This is a genomic window from Mesorhizobium atlanticum (genome assembly GCF_003289965.1).
Taxonomy (GTDB): domain Bacteria; phylum Pseudomonadota; class Alphaproteobacteria; order Rhizobiales; family Rhizobiaceae; genus Mesorhizobium; species Mesorhizobium atlanticum.
The window spans coordinates 101,180-120,672 of the sequence record NZ_QMBQ01000002.1; the positions used below are offsets into that span (position 1 = coordinate 101,180).

The following is a 19,493-nucleotide window of genomic DNA, read 5'->3' on the forward strand; positions in this document are numbered from 1 at the left end:
TTCCTACGCTTCCGGTGCTCACGTACTTTAAGTACGCTCCGCTCCGGTTCTCGGATGCCACCATTTTCGGCTCGGCCTGACCTGAATCTCGACGCACTTACTGGCGTCGTGCCAGTTAATGCGCCTCGTCCCAGTTGTTCGCCGCCCGGGCATCGACATGCAGCGGCACCGACATCGAGACGGCCGGCATCGGCGCGTTTTCCATTACGCGGCGCACGACGGGAATAGTCGCTTCGACTTCCGCTTCCACCGTTTCGAAGATCAGTTCGTCATGCACCTGCAACAGCATGCGCGCGGATAGCTTCGCCTTCTCCAGCGCTTCCTCCATATGCACCATCGCGCGGCGGATGATGTCCGCGGCAGTGCCCTGGAGCCTGGCGTTGATCGAGGCGCGCTCGTTGAAGGCGCGGATCGACGGGTTGGAGGATCGTATCTCCGGATAGTGGATGCGGCGGCCGAAGATGGTCTCGACGAAGCCATTCTCCCGCGCATAGGCCTTGGTTTCCTCGATATAGTCGCGGATGCCGGGGAAGCGCTCGAAATAGCGCTTGATATAGGCGCCGGCCTCGTCGCGCGGGATCGACAACTGGTTGGCGAGGCCGAAGGCCGAGATGCCGTAGATGATGCCGAAATTGATCGCCTTGGCGCGGCGGCGCACTTCCGAAGGCATGCCCTCGACCGGCACGTTGAACATTTCCGAGGCGGTGATCGCATGGATGTCGGCGCCGTCGGCGAAGGCCTGCTTGAGCTGCGGGATCTCGGCGACATGGGCCAGCACGCGCAGCTCGATCTGGCTGTAGTCGGCCGAGACCAGCTTGTGGCCTTTCTCCGCGATGAAGGCGGTCCTGATCTTGCGGCCCTCGGCGGTGCGCACCGGGATGTTCTGCAGGTTGGGATCGGAGGACGACAGCCGCCCGGTTGTGGTCGCGGCCAGCGCATAGGAGGTGTGTACGCGGTTGGTGCCCGGGTTGATGAAGCCGGGCAGCGCGTCGGTATAGGTCGACTTCAGCTTGGTGAGCTGGCGCCAGTCGACGATCTTGCGCGGCAGCTCATGGCCTTCGGCGGCAAGGTCTTCCAGCAGCTGCGCCGAGGTCGACCACTGGCCGGTCTTGGTCTTCGAGCCGCCCGGCAGGCCCATCTTGCCGAACAATATGTCACCCAGCTGTTTCGGCGAGCCGATGTTGATGCGCTCGCCGACGATGCCGTAGATCTCTTCCTCGACGCGGGCGGCGCCCTGCGCCAGCTCGCCCGACAACCGCGACAGGATCTGGCGGTCGACCGAGATGCCGCGCTGCTCCATGCGGGCAAGCACCGGCACCAGCGGCCGTTCCAGCCGCTCGTAGACGGAAACGAGGCCCTTGGCGGCGAGCCGGGGCTTCAGCAATTGCCACAGCCGCAGCGCCAGGTCGGCCTGCTCGCCGGCATAGGCGGTCGCGCGCTCGATATCGACCTGGTCGAAGCCGATGGCGCTCTTGCCCGAGCCGGCCAGTTCCTTCTTCGACGCCGGCGCGTGGCCGAGCCACTTCTCCGACAGCGAGGCGAGGTCGTGACCGCCGGACGTTCCTGCATCGAGCACGTAGGAGATGAGCATCGTGTCGTCGAACGGGCCGACCTCGACGCCGTGCCGGCTCATCACGACGATGTCGTATTTCATGTCCTGCACGATTTTCAGCACCGACCGGTCCTCAAGCAGCGGCTTGAGCAGCGCCAGCGCCTCGCGGACCGGAATCTGGTTCTCCAGCATGCCGCCGCCAAGCAGGTCGCCATTGCCGTTTCTGTGGGCAAGCGGCACATAGACGGCGCGACCGGGCGCGACCGCCATGGACAGGCCGATGAGATCGGCCTGCATCGGGTCGGACGACGTGGTCTCGGCGTCGAAGGCGAGTATGCCGGCCTCGCGGGCTTCGGCGATCCAGGCCTTGAGCGCCGCCGCATCGCGGATGGCGCCGTAGGCCGAAGGATCGATCTTGCGCGCCGTCGCCTGTTCCAGCCGCAGCGCCGACAACAGCGAAGGGGTGTCGCCCTGCGGCGGCGCGTCCTCGCCCCTGACCGGCGCGGCCGGTTTTTCGGCCTCGTTCGGCGCGGCCGCCGGTCGCGGCGCCGGCGGCGCGCCAGCGCCGACGTCGGGGCCATGAGCGGTATCGGCGCGCTCGATGGTAACGGCGGAAGCCTGGACGTCGCCGATCTCGGTCCCGGTCGCCTCGGCGACACGTCGCGTCAGCGTGGTGAACTCCATGGTCTTCAGGAAGCCGATCAGCTTCGGTCCGTCCGGCGCGTGCAGCACCAGGTCGTCCAGGCCTTCCTTCAACGGCACATCGTTCTTCAGCGTCACCAGCTCGCGCGAGATGCGGGCCTTGTCGGCATTGGCGATGATCGTCTCGCGCCGCTTTTCCTGCTTGATCTCGGAAGCGCGCGCCAGCAGACCGTCAAGGTCGCCGAATTGCTCCAGCAACTGCGCGGCGGTCTTCGGGCCGATGCCGGGCACGCCGGGCACGTTGTCGACCGAGTCGCCGGTCAGCGCCTGCAGGTCGATCATCTTTTCCGGGGGCACGCCCCATTTCTCGATCACTTCCGGGATGCCGATCTGGCGATCCTTCATCGGGTCGTACATGCCGACGGTCGGGCCGACGAGCTGCATCAGGTCCTTGTCGGAGGAGACGATGGTGGTGTCGGCGCCGACCTCGCAGGCGAGCCGGCAGTAGGTGGCGATGATGTCGTCGGCCTCGAAACCCTCCATCTCGATGCAGGGCAGGTTGAAGGCAACCGTCGCCTGGCGGATCAGCCCGAATTGCGGGATCAGATCCTCCGGGGGAGCGGAGCGGTTCGCCTTGTATTCGGGATAAAGATCGCTGCGGAACGTCTTCGAGGAATAGTCGAAGATGACGCCGAAATGCGTCGGCACGATGCCTACATTGGTGTTGCGGGCGTCCTGCATCAGCTTCCAGACCATGTTGCAGAAGCCAAGCACGGCGCTGGTCGGCAGGCCGTCGGATTTGCGGTTGAGCGGCGGCAGCGCGTGGTAGGCGCGGAAAATGTAACCGGAGCCGTCGACAAGGAAGAGATGATCGCCTTTTTTCATGCCGGCAGGGATAGCGCGGCCGGGCGTCGCGGTCCATGCCAAAGGCTGTGGAACTCACCGGTTCGGGCAACACCCCTGACAGATCCTGTCCGGCAAAGCGCGTCGCGCGGAAACGGATTCCGGCGACGCGCTTTGGGTCGTTTTTATTCGTGCATGTCGTTTCCCAAAACCGCTTCACACTTTCGGGCGACATGCACGGAATTCGCCGCTCACGGGCATGTTACAAAAGTGTAATCCTCGTGCCCTTGAATCGCCATGTTCACAGACCCAAATACACGTCATCGGCAGTTTTCGCCGAAGTCCGGAGCAAGGCCCGTCCCCCGCCTATTCCGGGCAAACTGCGGCAGCCTATCCCCCCTCTCCGGGCTGCCGCAACGTTTCGAGTAAAGACCGCCGTGGTTCCCCCTCCACCACGGCGGTCTTCTTTTATGTTGCGGCAGCGATCGCGCGGGTTGGTCCAACAATCACGGCTTTTCGTTTTCGGCGTGGCCCTTTAGGGTCTGCCCAAAATCGAAAGGCAAAAAGCATGTCCAGAATCTCCCCCGTCCTTGAGCGTCTCGACCAGAATCTCGACCAGAGCCTGGAGCGGCTGTTCGGCCTGCTGGGCATCAAGTCGATCTCCACCGATCCGGCCTTCGCCGCCGACTGCCGCAAGGGGGCCGAATGGCTGGTCGCCGAGCTCAAGCTGATCGGCTTCGACGCGAGTGTGCGCGACACGCCCGGACATCCGATGGTGGTGGCGCATCACGAAGGCCCCGCGGGCTCTCCGCATGTGCTGTTCTACGGCCATTACGACGTCCAGCCGGTCGATCCGATCGAGTTGTGGGACACCGACCCGTTCGCGCCTTCGATCAAGGAGATCGAGCCCGGACGCAAGGTGATCACCGGCCGCGGCTCGGCCGACGACAAGGGGCAATTGATGACCTTCGTCGAGGCCTGCCGCGCCTGGAAGCAGGTGCATGGCAATCTGCCCTGCCGCGTCACCATCCTGTTCGAGGGCGAGGAGGAATCCGGCTCGCCGTCGCTGAAGCCGTTCCTGGAAGCCAACGCGGCCGAGCTGAAGGCGGATTTCGCGCTGGTCTGCGACACCAGCATGTGGAACCGCGAGACGCCGTCGATCTGCGTGTCGCTGCGCGGCATGGTCGGCGAGGAGATCACCGTCAAGGCGGCCAGCCGCGACCTGCATTCGGGCCTCTATGGCGGCCCGGCCGCCAATCCGATCCGCATCCTGGCCAAGATCCTTGCCGATGTGCATGACGAGAATGGCCGCGTCACCATTCCGGGCTTCTACGACGGGGTCGAGGAAACGCCGAGCCAAGTGCTGAAGTCCTGGGAAGGGCTGGGCGAGACAGCCGAGACGTTTCTCGGACCGGTCGGCCTGTCCATCCCGGCCGGCGAAAAGGGCCGCTCGATGCTCGAAATGACCTGGGCGCGGCCGACCGCGGAATTCAACGGCATCATCGGCGGCTACACCGGCAAAGGCTTCAAGACGGTGATTGCGGCGGAAGCTTCGGCGAAAGTGTCGTTCCGGCTCGTCCACAAGCAGGATCCGAAGAAGATCCGCGCCGCCTTCCAGGCTTTCGTTCGCGAACGCATCCCCGGTGACTGCTCGGTCGAATTCCACCCGCATGGCGGCTCGCCCGCGATCCAGCTTTCCTACGACTCGCCGTTCCTTGCCAAGGCCAAGGACGCGCTGTCCGACGAATGGGAAAAGCAGGCGCTGACCATCGGCAGCGGCGGCTCCATTCCCGTGGTTGGCGACTTCCAGACCTATCTCGGCATGGAATCGCTGCTGGTCGGTTTCGGGCTCGACGACGATCGCATCCATTCGCCGAACGAGAAATACGAGCTGACCTCCTTCCACAAGGGGCAGCGGTCCTGGGCGCGCATCCTCGATGCGCTGACCCGCTGAGGCGAAAGTCACGAAAGGCGTGAGATTCAACTTTCTGTTGATTTTTCTCCGGATCGCGGCGAGGACGAATTAGCTGGCGCGAAGCGCCGCGGCGTGCGCGCACCCCAGGGATGCGCGGCACCGCAGGTGCGATCCGGAGAAGAGAATGACCGATATCCGTTTCCACAAGAACGATCTGCCCGACCTCACCCGCTACAATGTCGGGGCGGTGGCCATCGACACGGAAACGCTGGGCTTGAACCCGCATCGCGACCGGCTCTGCGTGGTGCAGATCTCACCCGGCGACGGCAGCGCCGACGTGATCCAGATCGCGCCCGGCCAGAAGAAGGCGCCGAACCTCGTCAGTCTGCTCCGCAACCGCGCGATCACCAAGCTGTTCCATTACGGCCGCTTCGACATCGCCGTGCTCTACAATGCCTTCGGCGTGATGGCGGAGCCGGTGTTCTGCACCAAGATCGCCTCGCGGCTCGTCCGCACCTACACCGACCGCCACGGGCTGAAGGATCTGTGCAACGAGTTGCTCGGCATCGGCCTGTCCAAGGCGCAGCAATCCTCGGACTGGGCGGCGGAAACGCTGTCGCCCGAGCAGCTCGACTACGCCGCCTCCGACGTGCTTTACCTGCACCGTCTGCGCGAGGTTCTGGCGGCGCGCCTGACGCGCGAAAACCGCACCAAGGAGGCGGACGCCTGCTTCCGTTTCCTGCCGACGCGCGCCAAGCTCGACCTGATGGGCTGGGCCGAGGAAGACATTTTCGCGCATAGCTGACGGAACCCGGCGCGCCGAAGGACGTTGGGGCCGGTTCGTGGAGGGAGTGAGATGGCAGAGCGCAAACCGATAGAAAGCGCGCCGAAGGACGGCTCGAAGGTCACCATCCTGTGGAAGGACGGCGACGGCGTCGTCAACGAATCCATCGGCCAGTATCGCGATGGCGGCTGGTGGGTCTACACCGACAGCGACACGCAAAAGAAGGTCGTTCCGACGAGCTGGCGTCCGGCATCGGGCGATGACGACGACCAATAGGCGATCGCGGCCTGCCATTTCAAAGCAGGCGTGAGACTGTCGCAATGAGGGGACGCGAATGAGGCAGAACACGCTCTATCTCATCATCGGCGCGCTGGTCGCGGTGATCATCGCGCTCGGCATCTATGTCTATCGCGAGCAGACCAAGCCGAAAGGCGTCGAGCTCAAGATCGACGACAAGGGGATTTCGATCCAGCAGAACTGACCATGGCGGACGACCAGGACGAGCCGTTTCGGCCTCGGTCCGGGACAACATTATCGTCATGAATGGTATGCCGATGCCGGCAGAGTGACGCCGGCCAGTTAGCGGATTCAGAAAATTCCAAGGGTTTTCAAAACCGTGCATAAACCCTGCTTTAACGCGCCTTTAAACCGCCGCATCTAGTCTTCAACCCGAACGCCATCGGCATCGGGGACAGACAAGCAAGAGCGCATGGCGAACCGCAGAGACAGTCGCATCGAACCGAGCTTCGAGGGATCGCCGCGTGCGAAATCCTCCGAGGGCTTTTCGGTGAGCGAGGAGGATCGCGTCGTGCCGCGCACCCGCAAATCCGCTGCAAAGGGCAAATCCGCCAAGGCGAAATCACGCGGCCGTGGCCGCGACCGCAATCGGCGCGGACTGCTCGGCATCGCCACGCGCCTTGTCTACTGGTGCTTCGTGCTCTGCATATGGGGCGGTATCGCGATGGCCGGCATCGTCGTCTATTACGGCGCCAAGATGCCGGCGGCCACGACGTGGTCGGTCCCGGACCGCGCGCCGAACATCAAGATCGTCTCGGTCGATGGGGCGCTGATCGCCAATCGCGGCGCGTCGGGCGGCGAGGCCGTCGGCCTGCATGAAATGTCGCCCTATATCCCGGAGGCCGTCGTCGCCATCGAGGACCGGCGCTTCTATTCGCATTTCGGCATCGACCCGATCGGCCTGTCGCGCGCCATGGTCACCAATTTGCTTGGCCGGCATTTCTCGCAGGGCGGCTCGACGCTGACGCAGCAGCTGGCGAAGAATCTATTCCTGACGCCGGACCGCACGCTGGAACGCAAGGTCCAGGAAGTGCTGCTGGCGCTCTGGCTCGAGCACAAGCACACGAAAGACCAGATCCTCGAAATGTATCTCAACCGGGTCTATTTCGGCTCGGGCGCCTATGGCGTCGAGGCGGCCTCGCGGCGCTATTTCGGCAAGAGCGCGCGCGACGTGTCACTTTCGGAGGCGGCCCTGCTGGCGGGCCTGCTGAAGGCGCCGTCGAAACTTTCGCCGGCGCGCGACCCGAAGGCGGCCGAGGAGCGGGCGCAGCTGGTGCTCGCCGCCATGCGCGAGACAGGCAAGATCAGCGACAAGGAATACAAGACGGCTCTCAGCGCGCCGGCGACGCGCGCGCCCTCCTACTGGACCGGCTCGGAAAACTACGTCGCCGACACGGTGATGGACGAGCTTCCGGACCTCATTGGCGACGTGCGCGGCGACATCGTCATCGACACCACCGTCGACCTCAACCTGCAGAAGCTCGCCGAACAGTCGATCCGCCGGCTGATCGACGAGAGCGGCAAGAAGCTCAACGTCACGCAAGGGGCGCTGGTGTCGATCGACGATTCCGGCGCAGTGCGCGCCATGGTCGGCGGCTATGATTATTCGACCAGCCAGTTCGACCGCGCCTCGGAGGCGCGCCGGCAGCCGGGCTCGGCCTTCAAGCCCTTCGTCTATATGGCGGCGCTGGAAGCCGGCCGCACGCCGGACAGCATCCGCAACGACGCGCCGATCAAGATAGGCAAATGGACGCCCGACAATTACGGCGGCAAATATTACGGCAAGGTCACGCTGGCGACCGCGCTTGCCAAATCGCTCAACTCAGTGGCGGCGCAGCTCACCATGGAAGTTGGCCCCGACGCCGTGGTCGAGGCCGCGCATCGCATGGGCATCCAATCTGATCTGCAGGCCAACACCTCGATCGCGCTCGGCACCTCGGAAGTGACGCCGCTGGAGTTGACCTCGGCCTATGTGCCTTTCGCCAATGGCGGCTACAAGCCGGACATCCACTTCATCCAGCGCATCACCACCGCCAACGGCAAGGTGCTCTACGAGGGAACCACCGGCAGCGCGCCGCGCGTCATCAAGGCCGATATCGTCGGCATGATGAACTCGATGATGACCGGCACGGTCGAGGTCGGCACGGCCAAGAAAGCGGCGTTCAACTGGCCGTCGGCCGGCAAGACCGGCACCAGCCAGAACTCGCGTGACGCCTGGTTCGTCGGCTACACCGCCAACCTCACCACGGGCGTCTGGTTCGGCAATGACGACGGCAGCGCGATGAAGAAGGTCACGGGCGGCGCGCTCCCGGCGCAGGCCTGGCACGAATTCATGGTGGCAGCGCATGAGGGCGTGCCTGTGCGGCCGCTACCCGGCACCTGGAAGTCGACGCCGTCCGACACGATCGTGCCGGACGAGATCCCGTCGGCGGATGCCTCGCAGCCGCCCGCGCCGCCCGCGGCGGTCGGCCAGTCGCAGCCTGCCGCTCAATCGCAGCCTGTTGCCCAGGCGCCAGCACGGCCGGCACCCGCGCGCCAGGCCCGGCCGGCCGAGACCGTCGACGCCGGGGGCTTCGAAATGCCCAGCGACAGCGGATCGACCGCCTCGATCAAGCATCCGGTGCCGCCCGGCGATGTCGGCGGACCGAAGAAAAGGCGGCAGACCTCGATCCTCGATATCCTCGGCGGCGGCTGAAGCCATCCCGATGGGATCGGAATGGCTTCAGCTTCTTTTTTGACCATGATCTTTTCCGGAAACCGGAACCCACTTTCCGGGATCATGGTTGCGGCGGCAACTTCGCCTCTCGCAATGCCAAGCGCCTTCGGCTACATGTCCGGCCGGAGAAAAAGCTCATGGCCGAAACCGACAGCAGAAAAACCATCGTGCTCACCGGCGCCAGCCGTGGCATCGGCCATGCGACGGTGAAGCGTTTTTCGCGCGAGGGCTGGCGCGTCATCACCTGCTCGCGCCAGGCCTTCGCCGAGGATTGTCCGTGGCCAGCCGGACCGGAAGACCACATCAAGGTCGATCTCGCCGATCAGGAGGATGTCGGCATCGCCATCTCGGAAATCCGCCACCGGCTCGAGGCGCATGGCGGCCAGCTGCACGCGCTGGTCAACAATGCCGGCATCTCGCCGAAGCTCAAGGACGGCAGCCGGATGAACTCGATCGACACGCCGATGCATGTCTGGCGCGACGTCTTCCAGGTCAATTTCTTCGCGCCGATCATGCTGGCGAGGGGCCTGTTCAAGGAGCTGGCGGCGGCCAAGGGCTCGATCGTCAACGTCACCTCGATTGCCGGCACAAGGGTGCATCCGTTCGCCGGCACGGCCTATGCGACATCCAAGGCGGCGCTCGGCTCGCTGACGCGCGAGATGGCGCATGATTTCGGCCCGCACGGCATCCGCGTCAACGCGATCGCGCCAGGCGAGATCGACACGGCGATCCTGTCGCCCGGCACGGACAGAATAGTCGAGACGATCCCGCTGAGAAGGCTGGGCGCCACCTCGGAAGTGGCCGACATCATCTACTTCCTGTGCTCCGGCCAGTCGTCCTATGTGACCGGCTCGGAAATCCACATCAATGGCGGCCAGCACGTTTAGAGCATTCCAGGAAAAGTGTGAGCGGTTTTCCGTCCGGATTTGCGTAAAAACAAAGGGATAGGACGGTTCACCGTTTCCATGAAACGGTGAACCGCTCTAGAGCGGCTGCGTTCAAGCCACGGTGAGAACGGCCTTGCCGCTGAAGCTGCGCTGTCTGAGCGCAGCCAGGGCCTGGCCGATGTTTGTCCACGGCATGGTCATGGCCACGCGGGTTTCGAGCCTGCCGGCCGCGAGCAGATCGAGCAGCGCGGCGATATCGGCGCCGATGGCTGAACCGGAGGTGTAATAGGCGAAGGTCTGGAGCCTGGCGCCTTCGTGGCCTGGGACGAACAGACGGAACCCGATCGGCGTGAGCTCGCCGCTGCTCGAACCGAACATGACGATGGTGCCGCCGGGTGCCACGCGTTCGATCGCGTCGGCGAGGCTTTTACCGCCGACCGACTCGGTGATCAGCGAAAAGGGTCCCTCGGCCATTTCGATCGACTCCACGGCCTGCCCCGCGCCCAGATTGCGAAGATCATCGTGATGCCGGGCCGAGGCGACCGCCGTCACCGAAGCGCCTTGCTCGCGGGCGATCTGGATCTGGAAGCGGCCGACCGCGCCGCTCGCGCCGGTGATCAGCACAGGCTGACCGGCGAGATCGCCGCCATGGCGCAACGTCCTGAGCGCAGTCGTGCCCGCGACCGGAAGCGTGGCGGCGGAAGCGAAGCCGACACCGTCAGGTATGACGGCGAGACGGTCGGTTGGAACGGCTACCCGTTCAGCCCAGCCGGCCTGGTCGACCAAGGCCGCGACGCGCGTGCCCGCGGCCGGGCCGGAGCCATCGGCCGCCGCGCGTTCCACGGTGCCGACGATGTCCTGGCCGGGGATCCAGCCGTCGGGGCGGATGGCGAGCAGGCGCAGCTCGCCACGATTCAATGATGTCGAATGAACCGTCACCAATGCTTCATTCGCATTGCAGCTTGGCTCGTCGGCCTCCGCGAGCTTCAGCCGGTTGGGGCTGTCGGAAGAAATAGCGAGAGCGAGCATGGCCCTACCTTTGAATTGGCGTCTGAGACGTGATCGATTGCGGCGATATCGGCGCGAACCTATCGACTTTCGTGGCTGAAGAATTTAGAGATAAAGCCAAGTGATCACTAAAAACATTCAAGCATGAGACAGCCGCTCCGCTGGCCCTGGCTGGATTTCGACGTCGACGACGTCGCCGCGCCGGCGATCGCCGTTGGCGTCGATGTCACCGAGACGAGGGCCGAGGTGCGCGAGCATTGGCATCGCAAGGGGCAGCTCGTCTTCGCGCTTGGCGGCGGCGTCACTTGCCGCGTTCCGAGCGGGCTTTGGATGGTTCCGCCGCATTGCGGCGTGTGGGTGCCGAGCCGCATGGAACACAGCAACATCGCGACGGCCAATGCGCGGATTTTCTTTGTCTATATCGAGCCGGGCGCCGCCGACCTGCCGGATCGGTGCTGCACGCTTTCGATCTCGCCGCTGCTGCGCGAGGTGATCATCGAGCTATCGGAGTGCGCGCCGGAGGACGCGCGATGCGATTTCCTGGGAGGCGTCCTGCTCGCCGAGTTGCCGTCTATGCCGGTGCAGCAATTGCACTTGCCGATCTCGACCGAGCCGCGGCTGCGGCGGATCGCCGAGGCGTTGGCCGACGACCCTGGAGATCGCAGCACGCTGGCGGAATGGGCCAGTCGCGTGGCGCTCAGCGAAAGCAGCCTGGCACGCCTCGTCGTCAAGGAGACGGGCCTGAGTTTCGGCCGCTGGCGCCAGCAATTGCACCTGATCGTGGCGCTTCGGGAACTGTCCGCCGGCGCCAGCGTGCAGCAGGTGTCGGGCGATCTCGGCTATGAATCCGTCACCGCCTTCATCACCATGTTCAAGAAAGCGCTGGGCAAGCCGCCGGCGAAATATCTCGCCGATATCGCGCAGAATGGCGGTTCCGTGTTCATAGCCTGACAGGCATCAAGCTGGCTGCGGATTGATCTCCATGGCGGGCCCGGCCGGATCGATGGGTTTGCCGGTTACCACCTCGACGATGCCGCGGGCAATCTCGCGTTCGCCCATGATCACGGTGTCAGCGCCGAGGCCTTTCAGGTGCTCGACCTCGGCGTCGGAGTGCGCGCGGGCGATGATATTGATCGCTGGATTGGCGGCGCGGGCTCGAAGCACGATCTGGCCGGACTCGAAGGCATTGGGGATGGCGAGGATAAGCCGTTTGGCGCCTTCCGGGTTGGCGGCCGAGAAGACCTCCGCATTGGCGGCGTTGCCGGCGACGGTTTCGACGCCGTCGCTCTTCAGCTTCGCCAGCGTCTTGTCGGCATCCTCGATGACCAGGAAGGGCAGGGCGGCTTCCTTCAGCGCGGCGCCGACGAGGCTGCCGACGCGGCCGTAGCCGATCAGGATGGAATGGCCGGTGAGCGCCGTGCGCGGCGGCGGCCCGTCCTCTTTCGACGGCTTTACGGCCACCGAAGCGACCTGGCCCGGCTCGGTTGCCGGACCGATAGGCCTTGCCTCCTCGGCCGGTTGCGTCTTGCCCGCGCGCCTTTCCAGCCACGGCTTCATCCGGTCCAAGGCGAGGAACATCAGGGGATTGAGCAGGATCGAGAGGATGGCGCCGGCCAGGATCAGGTCGCGGCCCTGTTCGGGCAGCAGTTTCAGGCCGACGCCGAGCTCGGCCAGGATGAAGGAGAATTCGCCGATCTGGGCAAGGCTCGCCGAAATCATCAGCGCGGTCGCGATCGGATAGCGGAAGGCGACGACGATGACGAAAGCGGCGATCGACTTGCCGATGACGATGATGGCCAAGGTGGCGAGGATCGGCAGGCCGTTGCTGATCAGGCTGAGCGGGTCGAACAGCATGCCGACCGAGACGAAGAACAGCACCGAGAAGGCGTCGCGCAGCGGCAAGGATTCTTCCGCCGCGCGATGGCTGAGCTCGGACTCGCTCATGATCATGCCGGCGAAGAAGGCGCCGAGCGCCAGCGAGACGCCGAACAGCTTTGCCGCGCCGAAGGCGACGCCGAGCGCGATTGCCAGCACCGAAAGCCGGAACAGTTCGCGCGAGCCGGTGTGGGCGACGTAGTGCAGGATCCACGGGATGACCCTGCGGCCGACCACCAGCATGACGACGACGAAGGCGGCGACCTTGGCCAGAGTGATGCCGACCACGCCCCATATGCCGTAGCTGGCAGGCAGCGAGAGTAGGCTCGTATGATCATCAACCTGCGGCTGGCCGCCAAGCACGCCCGCCAGCGCCGGCAAAAGCACCAGCGCCAGCACCATGGCGAGGTCCTCGACGATCAGCCAGCCGACGGCGATGCGGCCACGCTCGGTCTCGATCAGCCGCCGTTCCTGCAGCGCGCGCAAAAGCACCACGGTGGAGGCGACCGAAAGCGCAAGGCCGAAGACCAGGCCAGCGCCGAGCGACCAGCCCAGCAGCCAGGCAAGCCCGACGCCAAGCAGGGTGGCGAAGCCGATCTGCACGATGGCGCCCGGCACGGCGATGGCGCGGACGGACAGGAGATCCTTCAGCGAAAAATGCAGGCCGACGCCGAACATCAAAAGGATGACGCCGATTTCCGCGAGCTCGTTGGCAAGGCTGGCGTCGGCGACGAAGCCCGGCGTGTTCGGTCCGACGAGGACGCCGGCGACGAGATAACCGACAAGCGGCGGAATGCGGAAACGGTTGGCTAAGGCCCCGAAGACGAAAGCCAGCCCCAGACCGGCGACGATGGTGGCGATAAGGGGCGTGTCATGCGGCATTGTCTATGGAGCGCCTTTCGAAAATCACGATGTCGGATGGGCGCCCGCCGAGGCTGCCGCCTTCGGCAATATGGTGGAGGGAGCGGCGGTGATGCAACCACCGCCGGGCAGAAATCGACGCCGAGGCAGGGCGCGCCGCGCAAAATCAGCGACGCGCCGTCAAAGAGGCGGCTTCGAGGCCCTTTTCGGCCTTGAACCCGCCGCCTTTCGGCCGCTTATGCGGCCTGCAGCAGGCTCTCGATATCCGAAATCGTGTGGTTGGTGAGCGTCTTCGGGATTTCGGCCTGCACCTTTTCGCTGACTTCCTTGTGCAGTTTCTGGCGCATTTCGCCAAGCACCTGCGGCGGTGCGATCAGCACGACCGCGTCGAACGCGCCACGATGCGCGAGCTTGTAGAGCCGGTCGGCAATGTCGACAGCGAATCGTTCCTTGTTCAGGCGGTGCCAATCGGTTTCCTCGACGGCGCTGCGAGGTCCCTCGTTGCCATACCGGCCCGGCTTGTCCGTGCCTTGCTCGCGCGTCGCGGGATTCTCCTGCTCCATCTCCTGCACCACCTCCAGATTCGGGAACTTGCTGTCGCCCTGGTTACGCAGGAAGAGCGCCTTTTCACCATCGGCCACGACGACCCACAATCCGTGCTTCAGCTTGACACTCATGGCGTTTCTCCTTGCTTGCATTGTCGTTGATCGGTGGATCCTGGGATCGACAGGCGGACCGCTAGGCAAACGAGCCGCGGAGCAGGATTGTTCCGATCCGGCGGTGGCGCTCGCGACTGCTCCCGCCAGGCGAGGCTGGCGTCGACCGACAAGGGTCGGCTTTAATCTACTAAGTTGGTAGAATTTAGAAAAAACTGTTTTGCCGCTTTCCCGACGCGGTGCTAAAAATTGCGACGGATCAAGGCGGTTCCTAGCGCCGTTTCGGCCGTCTCATTCTCAAAGTAGAATTTTTTTCTCCGGCCTTTCGCGGCTGCGAAAAAGCGATTGCCTGCCGTTCGGCAGCGCGCGAGTGCTTGCCTTCTGGTTTTTGGCCAGCCCGCGTAAAACTGCCAAACTGTTTCAATATTGCTCGTCGCCATGTCGCCAGCCAACGCCAAGCTCAATGCCTTTCCCGTCTTCATGCGGGTCGACGGCCAAGCCGTAGCCATCGTCGGCAATGGCGAGGAAGCGCTTGCCAAGGCCAGGCTGGTTTCGCAGTCGAGCGCCGTGCTGCGCATCGTCGCCGACAATGCCAGTCGCGGGTTGCTGGATTTCATCGCATCGACCGGCGCCGTGCACATCAACGCAGCCTATGAGGCCGTGCATCTCCAGGGTGCTGCCCTGGCGTTTGCCGCGAGCGGTGACGAGGCCCTCGACCGCCGCGTCGTCGACGACGCGCGACGGCTGGGCGTTGCGGTCAACGCCGTCGACCGTCCGGAGCTCTGCGATTTCTTCACTCCGGCGTTGGTCAACCGCGCGCCGGTCGTCATCGCCATCGGCACCGAGGGCGCCGGACCGGTTCTGGCGCAGATGCTGCGCGGGCGCATCGACCGTATGCTGTCGCCGTCGCTCGGCCGGCTGGCGGCATTTGCTGCGTCGTTTCGCGCCGCCGCCGAGCGGCTACCGAAGGGCAATCGCCGTCGCCGCTTCTGGAACGATTTCTTCGCCGGCGCGCCGGCCAAGGCCATCGAAGCCGGTGACCTCGATGAGGCGCATGGCGCGGCGCTCGAACTCCTGAGCGCGGATGCTCCGGCCGAGGGCCACATCGCCCTGGTCGGCGCCGGCCCCGGCGCGGAGGACCTGGTGACGTTGCGCGCGCACCGCCTGCTGATGGAGGCCGATGCGATCGTCTATGATGCGCTGGTGCCGGAGGCTATCGTCGCCATGGGGCGCCGCGACGCCGAGCGCCTGCCGGTCGGCAAGCGCAAGGGCTGCCATTCCAAGAGCCAGGAAGAGATCAACACATTGCTCATCGAGCTCGGCCGCGCCGGCAAACGCGTGGTGCGGCTGAAGTCGGGCGATCCGCTGGTGTTCGGCCGTGCCGGCGAAGAGATGGCTGCGCTGCGCGACGCCGGCATTGCCTATGAGGTGGTTCCGGGCGTTACCGCCGCCTTTGCCGCCGCCGCCGATTTCGAGCTGCCGCTGACGCTGCGTGGGGTCTCGTCCTCGATGGTGTTCACCACCGGCCACGATCTCAAGGGCAACTCGCTGCCCGATTGGGCCAAGCTCGCTATCTCGGGAGCCACGGTCGCCGTCTATATGGGCCGCTCGGTCGCGGCGGAAGTCGCTGGCCGGCTGATCGAAGCCGGGCTGTCGCCGGACACGGCCGTCGCCGTCGTCGAGAATGCCAGCCTCGGCAACCGCCGCCGCTTCCACGGCACGCTCGCCGACCTGCCGTCGCTGGAAGAGCGCGCGGACCTCACCGGTCCGGTCATGACGATCATCGGCGATGCGGTTGCCGGCGCCAATTTCGAACGATCCGAGCCGCTCGCGGCACATAGACATGAGGGCGCGGCTTCAGCCGTCGCCGAAGGAGTCGAGCAATGAAGGTTCTGACCGCAAACAGGCTCTCCGACGGCATCGCCGTCTGGTACGCCGATGGCGGCTGGGCGGAGACGGTCGGTCATGCCGATATCGCGCATGACAAGACGGCGGAGGACCGGCTGGAAGCGATCGGCGCCGCAGCCTACGCCAACAACGAGGTGGTCGACGTCAACCTGATCGACGTCGAAGTGGTCGATGGTCTGGTCGAGCCGGTGCGGCTGCGCGAGAAGATCCGCGCCGCGGGGCCGACCATCCGCACCGATCTCGGCAAGCAGGCGGCCCCGGAAGCCATCGGGGCCTAGGTTTCGAGCATGATCCCGAAAAGCGGGAACCGGTTTTCGGAGAAGATCATGCTCCAACAAAGAAATTGAAAACGGGCGGACGCGCCCGGAAAGACGAAGCATGTACCGTTACGACGAGTTCGACCAGGATTTCGTTCACGCCCGCGTCGCCGAGTTCAGCGACCAGGTGCAGCGCCGGCTTGCCGGCGAGATCACCGAGGACCAGTTCCGGCCGCTCAGGCTGATGAACGGCGTCTATCTGCAACTGCATGCCTATATGCTGCGCATCGCCGTGCCTTACGGCACGCTGAACAGCAAGCAGTTGCGCATGCTCGGCCACATCGCGCGCAAATACGACAAGGGCTACGGCCACTTCACCACGCGCCAGAACATCCAGTTCAACTGGCCGGCGCTGTCGGACATTCCGGCGATTCTGGCCGATCTCGCCAGCGTCGAGATGCACGCCATCCAGACCAGCGGCAATTGCATCCGCAACGTCACCGCCGATCATTTCGCGGGTGCGGCCGCCGACGAGGTCGCGGATCCGCGGCCCTATGCCGAAATCCTGCGTCAATGGTCTTCGGTGCATCCGGAGTTTTCGTTCCTGCCGCGCAAGTTCAAGATCGCGGTGACCGGTGCGGAGCGCGATCGCGCCGCCATCCAGACGCATGACATCGGCCTGCACTTGAAGAAGAACGCGGCCGGCGAGCTCGGCTTCGCCGTCTATGTCGGCGGCGGCCAGGGCCGGACGCCGATGGTGGCGAAGAAGATTCGCGACTTCCTGCCGGAGGCCGATCTTCTGTCCTACTGCACGGCGATCCTGCGCGTTTACAATCTCTACGGCCGCCGCGACAACAAGTACAAGGCGCGCATCAAGATCCTGGTGCACGAGACCGGCGTCGAGGAGATCACCCGCCAGATTGAAGCCGAGTGGCAGGAGCTGAAGGATGCGGAGCTGAAGCTGCCGGAAGCGGATATCCAGGCCATCAACGCCTATTTCGCGCCGCCCGCACTGACGGATCGACCGGAAGGCGATGCGCTGGTGAAGCAGGCGCGGCTCGACTCCAAGAGCTTCTCGGAATGGCTCGACCAGAATGTCGTGACCCATCGCCACCCCGACTATGCCGCTGTGACGATCTCGCTCAAGGGCATCGGCGAGGTGCCGGGCGATGCCACCGACAGCCAGATGGAGGCGGTGGCCGACATCGCCGAGAAATACGCCTTCGACGAGCTGCGCGTCAGCCATGAGCAGAACCTGATCCTGCCGCATGTGGCGCGCGCCGACCTCAAGGCGGTCTATGACGCGCTGGCGGAGATCGGTCTCGCGACCGCCAATTCCAACCTGATCAGCGACATCATCTCCTGCCCTGGCCTCGACTATTGCGCGCTGGCCACGGCCCGATCCATTCCGATCGCGCAGGAAATCTCGCAGCGCTTCGCCTCGCTGGAGCGGCAGCGTGAGATCGGCGAATTGAAGCTGAAGATCTCCGGCTGCATCAACGCCTGCGGCCACCACCATGTCGGCCATATCGGCATTCTCGGCGTCGAGAAGAAGGGCTCCGAGCTCTACCAGGTGACGCTCGGCGGCTCGGCCGACGAGAACACGTCCGTGGGCGAGATCATCGGCCGCGGCTTTTCATCGGACGAGATCACCGATGCCATCGAGCAGATCGTCGATACCTATCTCGGCCTTCGGCTCAGTCCCGACGAACGTTTTATCGACGCCTACCGCCGAGTCGGTCCCGCGCCGTTCAAGGAGGCGCTCTATGCTGGCGAAACCAAGGCCGCTTGACCGTATTGTCGACGTCGAGGCCGGCATCGCAGCCGAAGCGGCGGGGCTCGACGCGCTGCTCGGCCATCTGAAGCCGATCGAGATCATCGAGCGCGCGGCGCGCGAATCCTTTCGCGGCGAGGTCGCAGCCGTGTCCTCCTTCGGCGCGGATTCGGCGGTGCTGCTGCACATGATCTCCGAGATCGACCGCTCGATGCCGGTGATCTTCCTCGACACCGGCAAGCATTTCGAGGAGACGCTCGGCTATCGCGACGCGCTGGTCGCCGATTTCGGCCTGACGGATATAAGGGTGATCAAGCCGGACGAGGCGGCGCTCGAACGCGTCGATCCGACCGGCCAGCTCAACGAGACCGACACGGACGCCTGCTGCAATGTGCGCAAGGTGGAGCCGCTGGCGCGCGGCGTCGAGCCGTTCCGTGCCTGGTTCACCGGGCGCAAGCGCTTCCAGGCTTCGACGCGGGCGGCGCTGCCCGTCTTCGAGGCCGTCGGCTCGCGCATTCGCATCAATCCGCTGGCACATTGGACGACGTCGGATCAGGCTGACTATATGCGCGCGCATGCGCTGCGCGAAAATCCGCTGGTCGCCTATGGCTATCTCTCGATCGGCTGCTTCCCTTGCACGCAGCCCGTGCAGCCCGGCGAGGACGCGCGCAGCGGCCGCTGGGCAGGCCACGCCAAGACCGAGTGCGGCATCCATCTCTCCGGACTGGAGAAGTCGCTGACCGACGCCTCGCTTTAGGGTATATCGCTATCCACGTGACGCCGGCCTGCGAAAGGGCGGCTTCCTGCGTTTGAGCCTTTTGGGATTTTTGATGACTGAATCGACGACAGCGGGGACCCGCCTTTGGACCCCGGACGGTTTTCGCGAGGACGAGTGGACGCACGCCGAAAGCGCCGAGGCGCTTGCCGGCAATGGCCGCTTCATCCTGCCGCTGCAGGCTTTTCTCGGACTGGATGAAGACGTTCGCAAGTCAGCCAAGGAGCGCCTCGGTGTGTTGCTGCAGCCGGGCGACGAGCTCGACAAGATAACCGGCCTGCTGGACCAGCTGTCGCTGGTGGCGCTCGCCTTCCCGGCCTTCAATGACGGCCGCTCCTTCTCCAAGGGAGAGTTGCTGCGCGCCCGGCATCATTTCAAGGGCGCGGTGCGCGCCACAGGCCAGGTGCTAGTCGACCAGCTTCCGCATATGCTGCGGCTCGGCTTCGACGAATTCGAGGTCTCCAATCCGGTGCTGTTGAAGCGGCTGGAGGAAGGGCGCACCGGCGGCCTGCCGGTCTATTATCAGCCGGCCGTGGAGCCTGAGCCCAAGGGGCCCAAATATTCCTGGCGACGCAAGCGCGCTGGATCAGAATGACGTCTGGTTGACCGTCATCCTGATCCAGTCTTCGTTGGAGCGTGACCTTTTCCGAACCCTCGGTTCGGGATCATGCTCTGGCTAACGCAGCGGCATCTTTACAAGCAGCGCAAGCAGGCATTCTCTCCAGGCAACGGACGGAAAGATC

At 64.8% G+C, this 19,493-nt stretch carries 16 protein-coding genes; 12 read left to right on the forward strand and 4 right to left on the reverse strand.

Annotation, left to right across the window (positions count from 1 at the left end; all coding sequences use genetic code 11):
* Positions 1-115 precede the first annotated feature (115 nt).
* The gene (polA, locus tag DPM35_RS05520) at positions 116-3,079 is read right to left on the reverse strand and encodes a DNA polymerase I (protein WP_181591936.1); all 2,964 of its coding nucleotides are present in this window, start codon (positions 3,077-3,079) and stop codon (positions 116-118) included.
* Positions 3,080-3,605: 526 nt separating this feature from the next.
* Here polA and DPM35_RS05525 point away from each other — a divergent pair.
* The 6 genes from DPM35_RS05525 to DPM35_RS05550 all read left to right on the forward strand — a co-directional run bounded on the left by DPM35_RS05525 (position 3,606) and on the right by DPM35_RS05550 (position 9,636).
* Positions 3,606-4,991, forward strand: coding sequence for a M20/M25/M40 family metallo-hydrolase (locus DPM35_RS05525; RefSeq protein ID WP_112126337.1), 1,386 nt, complete (start codon positions 3,606-3,608; stop codon positions 4,989-4,991).
* Positions 4,992-5,136: 145 nt separating this feature from the next.
* Positions 5,137-5,757, forward strand: coding sequence for a ribonuclease D (locus DPM35_RS05530; protein WP_112126338.1), 621 nt, complete (start codon positions 5,137-5,139; stop codon positions 5,755-5,757).
* A gap of 51 nt (positions 5,758-5,808) precedes the next feature.
* Entirely contained in the window at positions 5,809-6,012 is a 204-nt protein-coding gene (locus DPM35_RS05535) for a hypothetical protein (protein ID WP_112126339.1), read from the forward strand.
* Between the two features lie 58 nt (positions 6,013-6,070).
* Positions 6,071-6,217, forward strand: a complete 147-nt coding sequence (locus tag DPM35_RS05540) for a hypothetical protein (protein ID WP_095819451.1) — start codon at positions 6,071-6,073, stop codon at positions 6,215-6,217.
* A 228-nt stretch (positions 6,218-6,445) separates the two neighbouring features.
* The gene (locus DPM35_RS05545; RefSeq protein ID WP_112126340.1) at positions 6,446-8,728 is read left to right on the forward strand and encodes a transglycosylase domain-containing protein; all 2,283 of its coding nucleotides are present in this window, start codon (positions 6,446-6,448) and stop codon (positions 8,726-8,728) included.
* 158 nt (positions 8,729-8,886) lie between these two features.
* Positions 8,887-9,636 carry an SDR family NAD(P)-dependent oxidoreductase gene (locus DPM35_RS05550; protein ID WP_040990340.1) on the forward strand — a complete coding sequence of 250 codons (750 nt, stop codon included), beginning with the start codon at positions 8,887-8,889 and terminating at the stop codon, positions 9,634-9,636.
* Positions 9,637-9,747: 111 nt separating this feature from the next.
* Here DPM35_RS05550 and DPM35_RS05555 read toward each other — a convergent pair whose 3' ends face one another.
* Positions 9,748-10,665: a zinc-binding dehydrogenase gene (locus DPM35_RS05555; RefSeq protein ID WP_112126341.1), complete on the reverse strand. Its 918-nt coding sequence runs from the start codon at positions 10,663-10,665 to the stop codon at positions 9,748-9,750.
* A gap of 123 nt (positions 10,666-10,788) precedes the next feature.
* On the opposite strand from DPM35_RS05555, the gene DPM35_RS05560 reads away from it, so the two are divergent.
* Positions 10,789-11,595: an AraC family transcriptional regulator gene (locus DPM35_RS05560; RefSeq protein WP_112126342.1), complete on the forward strand. Its 807-nt coding sequence runs from the start codon at positions 10,789-10,791 to the stop codon at positions 11,593-11,595.
* 6 nt (positions 11,596-11,601) lie between these two features.
* On the opposite strand, the gene ybaL is transcribed toward DPM35_RS05560, so the two are convergent.
* Both ybaL and DPM35_RS05570 read right to left on the reverse strand, forming a co-directional pair.
* The gene (ybaL, locus tag DPM35_RS05565) at positions 11,602-13,401 is read right to left on the reverse strand and encodes a YbaL family putative K(+) efflux transporter (RefSeq protein WP_181591937.1); all 1,800 of its coding nucleotides are present in this window, start codon (positions 13,399-13,401) and stop codon (positions 11,602-11,604) included.
* A gap of 215 nt (positions 13,402-13,616) precedes the next feature.
* Complete coding sequence (locus DPM35_RS05570; RefSeq protein WP_112126343.1) at positions 13,617-14,057, reverse strand: baeRF12 domain-containing protein; 441 nt, start codon at positions 14,055-14,057, stop codon at positions 13,617-13,619.
* A 417-nt stretch (positions 14,058-14,474) separates the two neighbouring features.
* Here DPM35_RS05570 and cysG point away from each other — a divergent pair, with 417 nt between their 5' ends.
* From cysG to DPM35_RS05595, 5 genes are all read left to right on the forward strand, one after another.
* Positions 14,475-15,923 carry a siroheme synthase CysG gene (cysG, locus tag DPM35_RS05575; protein WP_112126344.1) on the forward strand — a complete coding sequence of 483 codons (1,449 nt, stop codon included), beginning with the start codon at positions 14,475-14,477 and terminating at the stop codon, positions 15,921-15,923.
* The gene (locus DPM35_RS05580) at positions 15,920-16,222 is read left to right on the forward strand and encodes a DUF2849 domain-containing protein (protein ID WP_112126345.1); all 303 of its coding nucleotides are present in this window, start codon (positions 15,920-15,922) and stop codon (positions 16,220-16,222) included. Before cysG ends, DPM35_RS05580 begins: the two co-directional genes overlap by 4 nt.
* Before the next feature lie 100 nt (positions 16,223-16,322).
* Complete coding sequence (locus DPM35_RS05585) at positions 16,323-17,993, forward strand: nitrite/sulfite reductase (protein WP_112126346.1); 1,671 nt, start codon at positions 16,323-16,325, stop codon at positions 17,991-17,993.
* Positions 17,968-18,732 (forward strand): phosphoadenylyl-sulfate reductase, encoded by a 765-nt coding sequence (locus tag DPM35_RS05590; protein WP_112126347.1) that lies wholly within the window; start codon positions 17,968-17,970, stop codon positions 18,730-18,732. The genes DPM35_RS05585 and DPM35_RS05590 overlap by 26 nt, the downstream gene beginning before the upstream one ends.
* Positions 18,733-18,805: 73 nt before the next feature.
* The gene (locus DPM35_RS05595) at positions 18,806-19,345 is read left to right on the forward strand and encodes a DUF934 domain-containing protein (RefSeq protein ID WP_112126348.1); all 540 of its coding nucleotides are present in this window, start codon (positions 18,806-18,808) and stop codon (positions 19,343-19,345) included.
* The last annotated feature ends 148 nt before the right edge of the window (positions 19,346-19,493 follow it).

Coding starts and splice junctions, on each gene's coding strand:
- DPM35_RS05590 (WP_112126347.1), top strand. CDS start 17,968: ATGCTGGCGAAACCAAGGCCGCTTGACCGTATTGTCGACGTCGAGGCC.
- DPM35_RS05580 (WP_112126345.1), top strand. CDS start 15,920: ATGAAGGTTCTGACCGCAAACAGGCTCTCCGACGGCATCGCCGTCTGG.
- DPM35_RS05535 (WP_112126339.1), top strand. CDS start 5,809: ATGGCAGAGCGCAAACCGATAGAAAGCGCGCCGAAGGACGGCTCGAAG.
- DPM35_RS05530 (WP_112126338.1), top strand. CDS start 5,137: ATGACCGATATCCGTTTCCACAAGAACGATCTGCCCGACCTCACCCGC.
- polA (WP_181591936.1), bottom strand. CDS start 3,079: ATGAAAAAAGGCGATCATCTCTTCCTTGTCGACGGCTCCGGTTACATT.
- ybaL (WP_181591937.1), bottom strand. CDS start 13,401: ATGCCGCATGACACGCCCCTTATCGCCACCATCGTCGCCGGTCTGGGG.
- DPM35_RS05550 (WP_040990340.1), top strand. CDS start 8,887: ATGGCCGAAACCGACAGCAGAAAAACCATCGTGCTCACCGGCGCCAGC.
- DPM35_RS05540 (WP_095819451.1), top strand. CDS start 6,071: ATGAGGCAGAACACGCTCTATCTCATCATCGGCGCGCTGGTCGCGGTG.
- DPM35_RS05555 (WP_112126341.1), bottom strand. CDS start 10,665: ATGCTCGCTCTCGCTATTTCTTCCGACAGCCCCAACCGGCTGAAGCTC.
- DPM35_RS05585 (WP_112126346.1), top strand. CDS start 16,323: ATGTACCGTTACGACGAGTTCGACCAGGATTTCGTTCACGCCCGCGTC.
- DPM35_RS05525 (WP_112126337.1), top strand. CDS start 3,606: ATGTCCAGAATCTCCCCCGTCCTTGAGCGTCTCGACCAGAATCTCGAC.
- DPM35_RS05560 (WP_112126342.1), top strand. CDS start 10,789: ATGAGACAGCCGCTCCGCTGGCCCTGGCTGGATTTCGACGTCGACGAC.
- DPM35_RS05595 (WP_112126348.1), top strand. CDS start 18,806: ATGACTGAATCGACGACAGCGGGGACCCGCCTTTGGACCCCGGACGGT.
- cysG (WP_112126344.1), top strand. CDS start 14,475: ATGTCGCCAGCCAACGCCAAGCTCAATGCCTTTCCCGTCTTCATGCGG.
- DPM35_RS05545 (WP_112126340.1), top strand. CDS start 6,446: ATGGCGAACCGCAGAGACAGTCGCATCGAACCGAGCTTCGAGGGATCG.
- DPM35_RS05570 (WP_112126343.1), bottom strand. CDS start 14,057: ATGAGTGTCAAGCTGAAGCACGGATTGTGGGTCGTCGTGGCCGATGGT.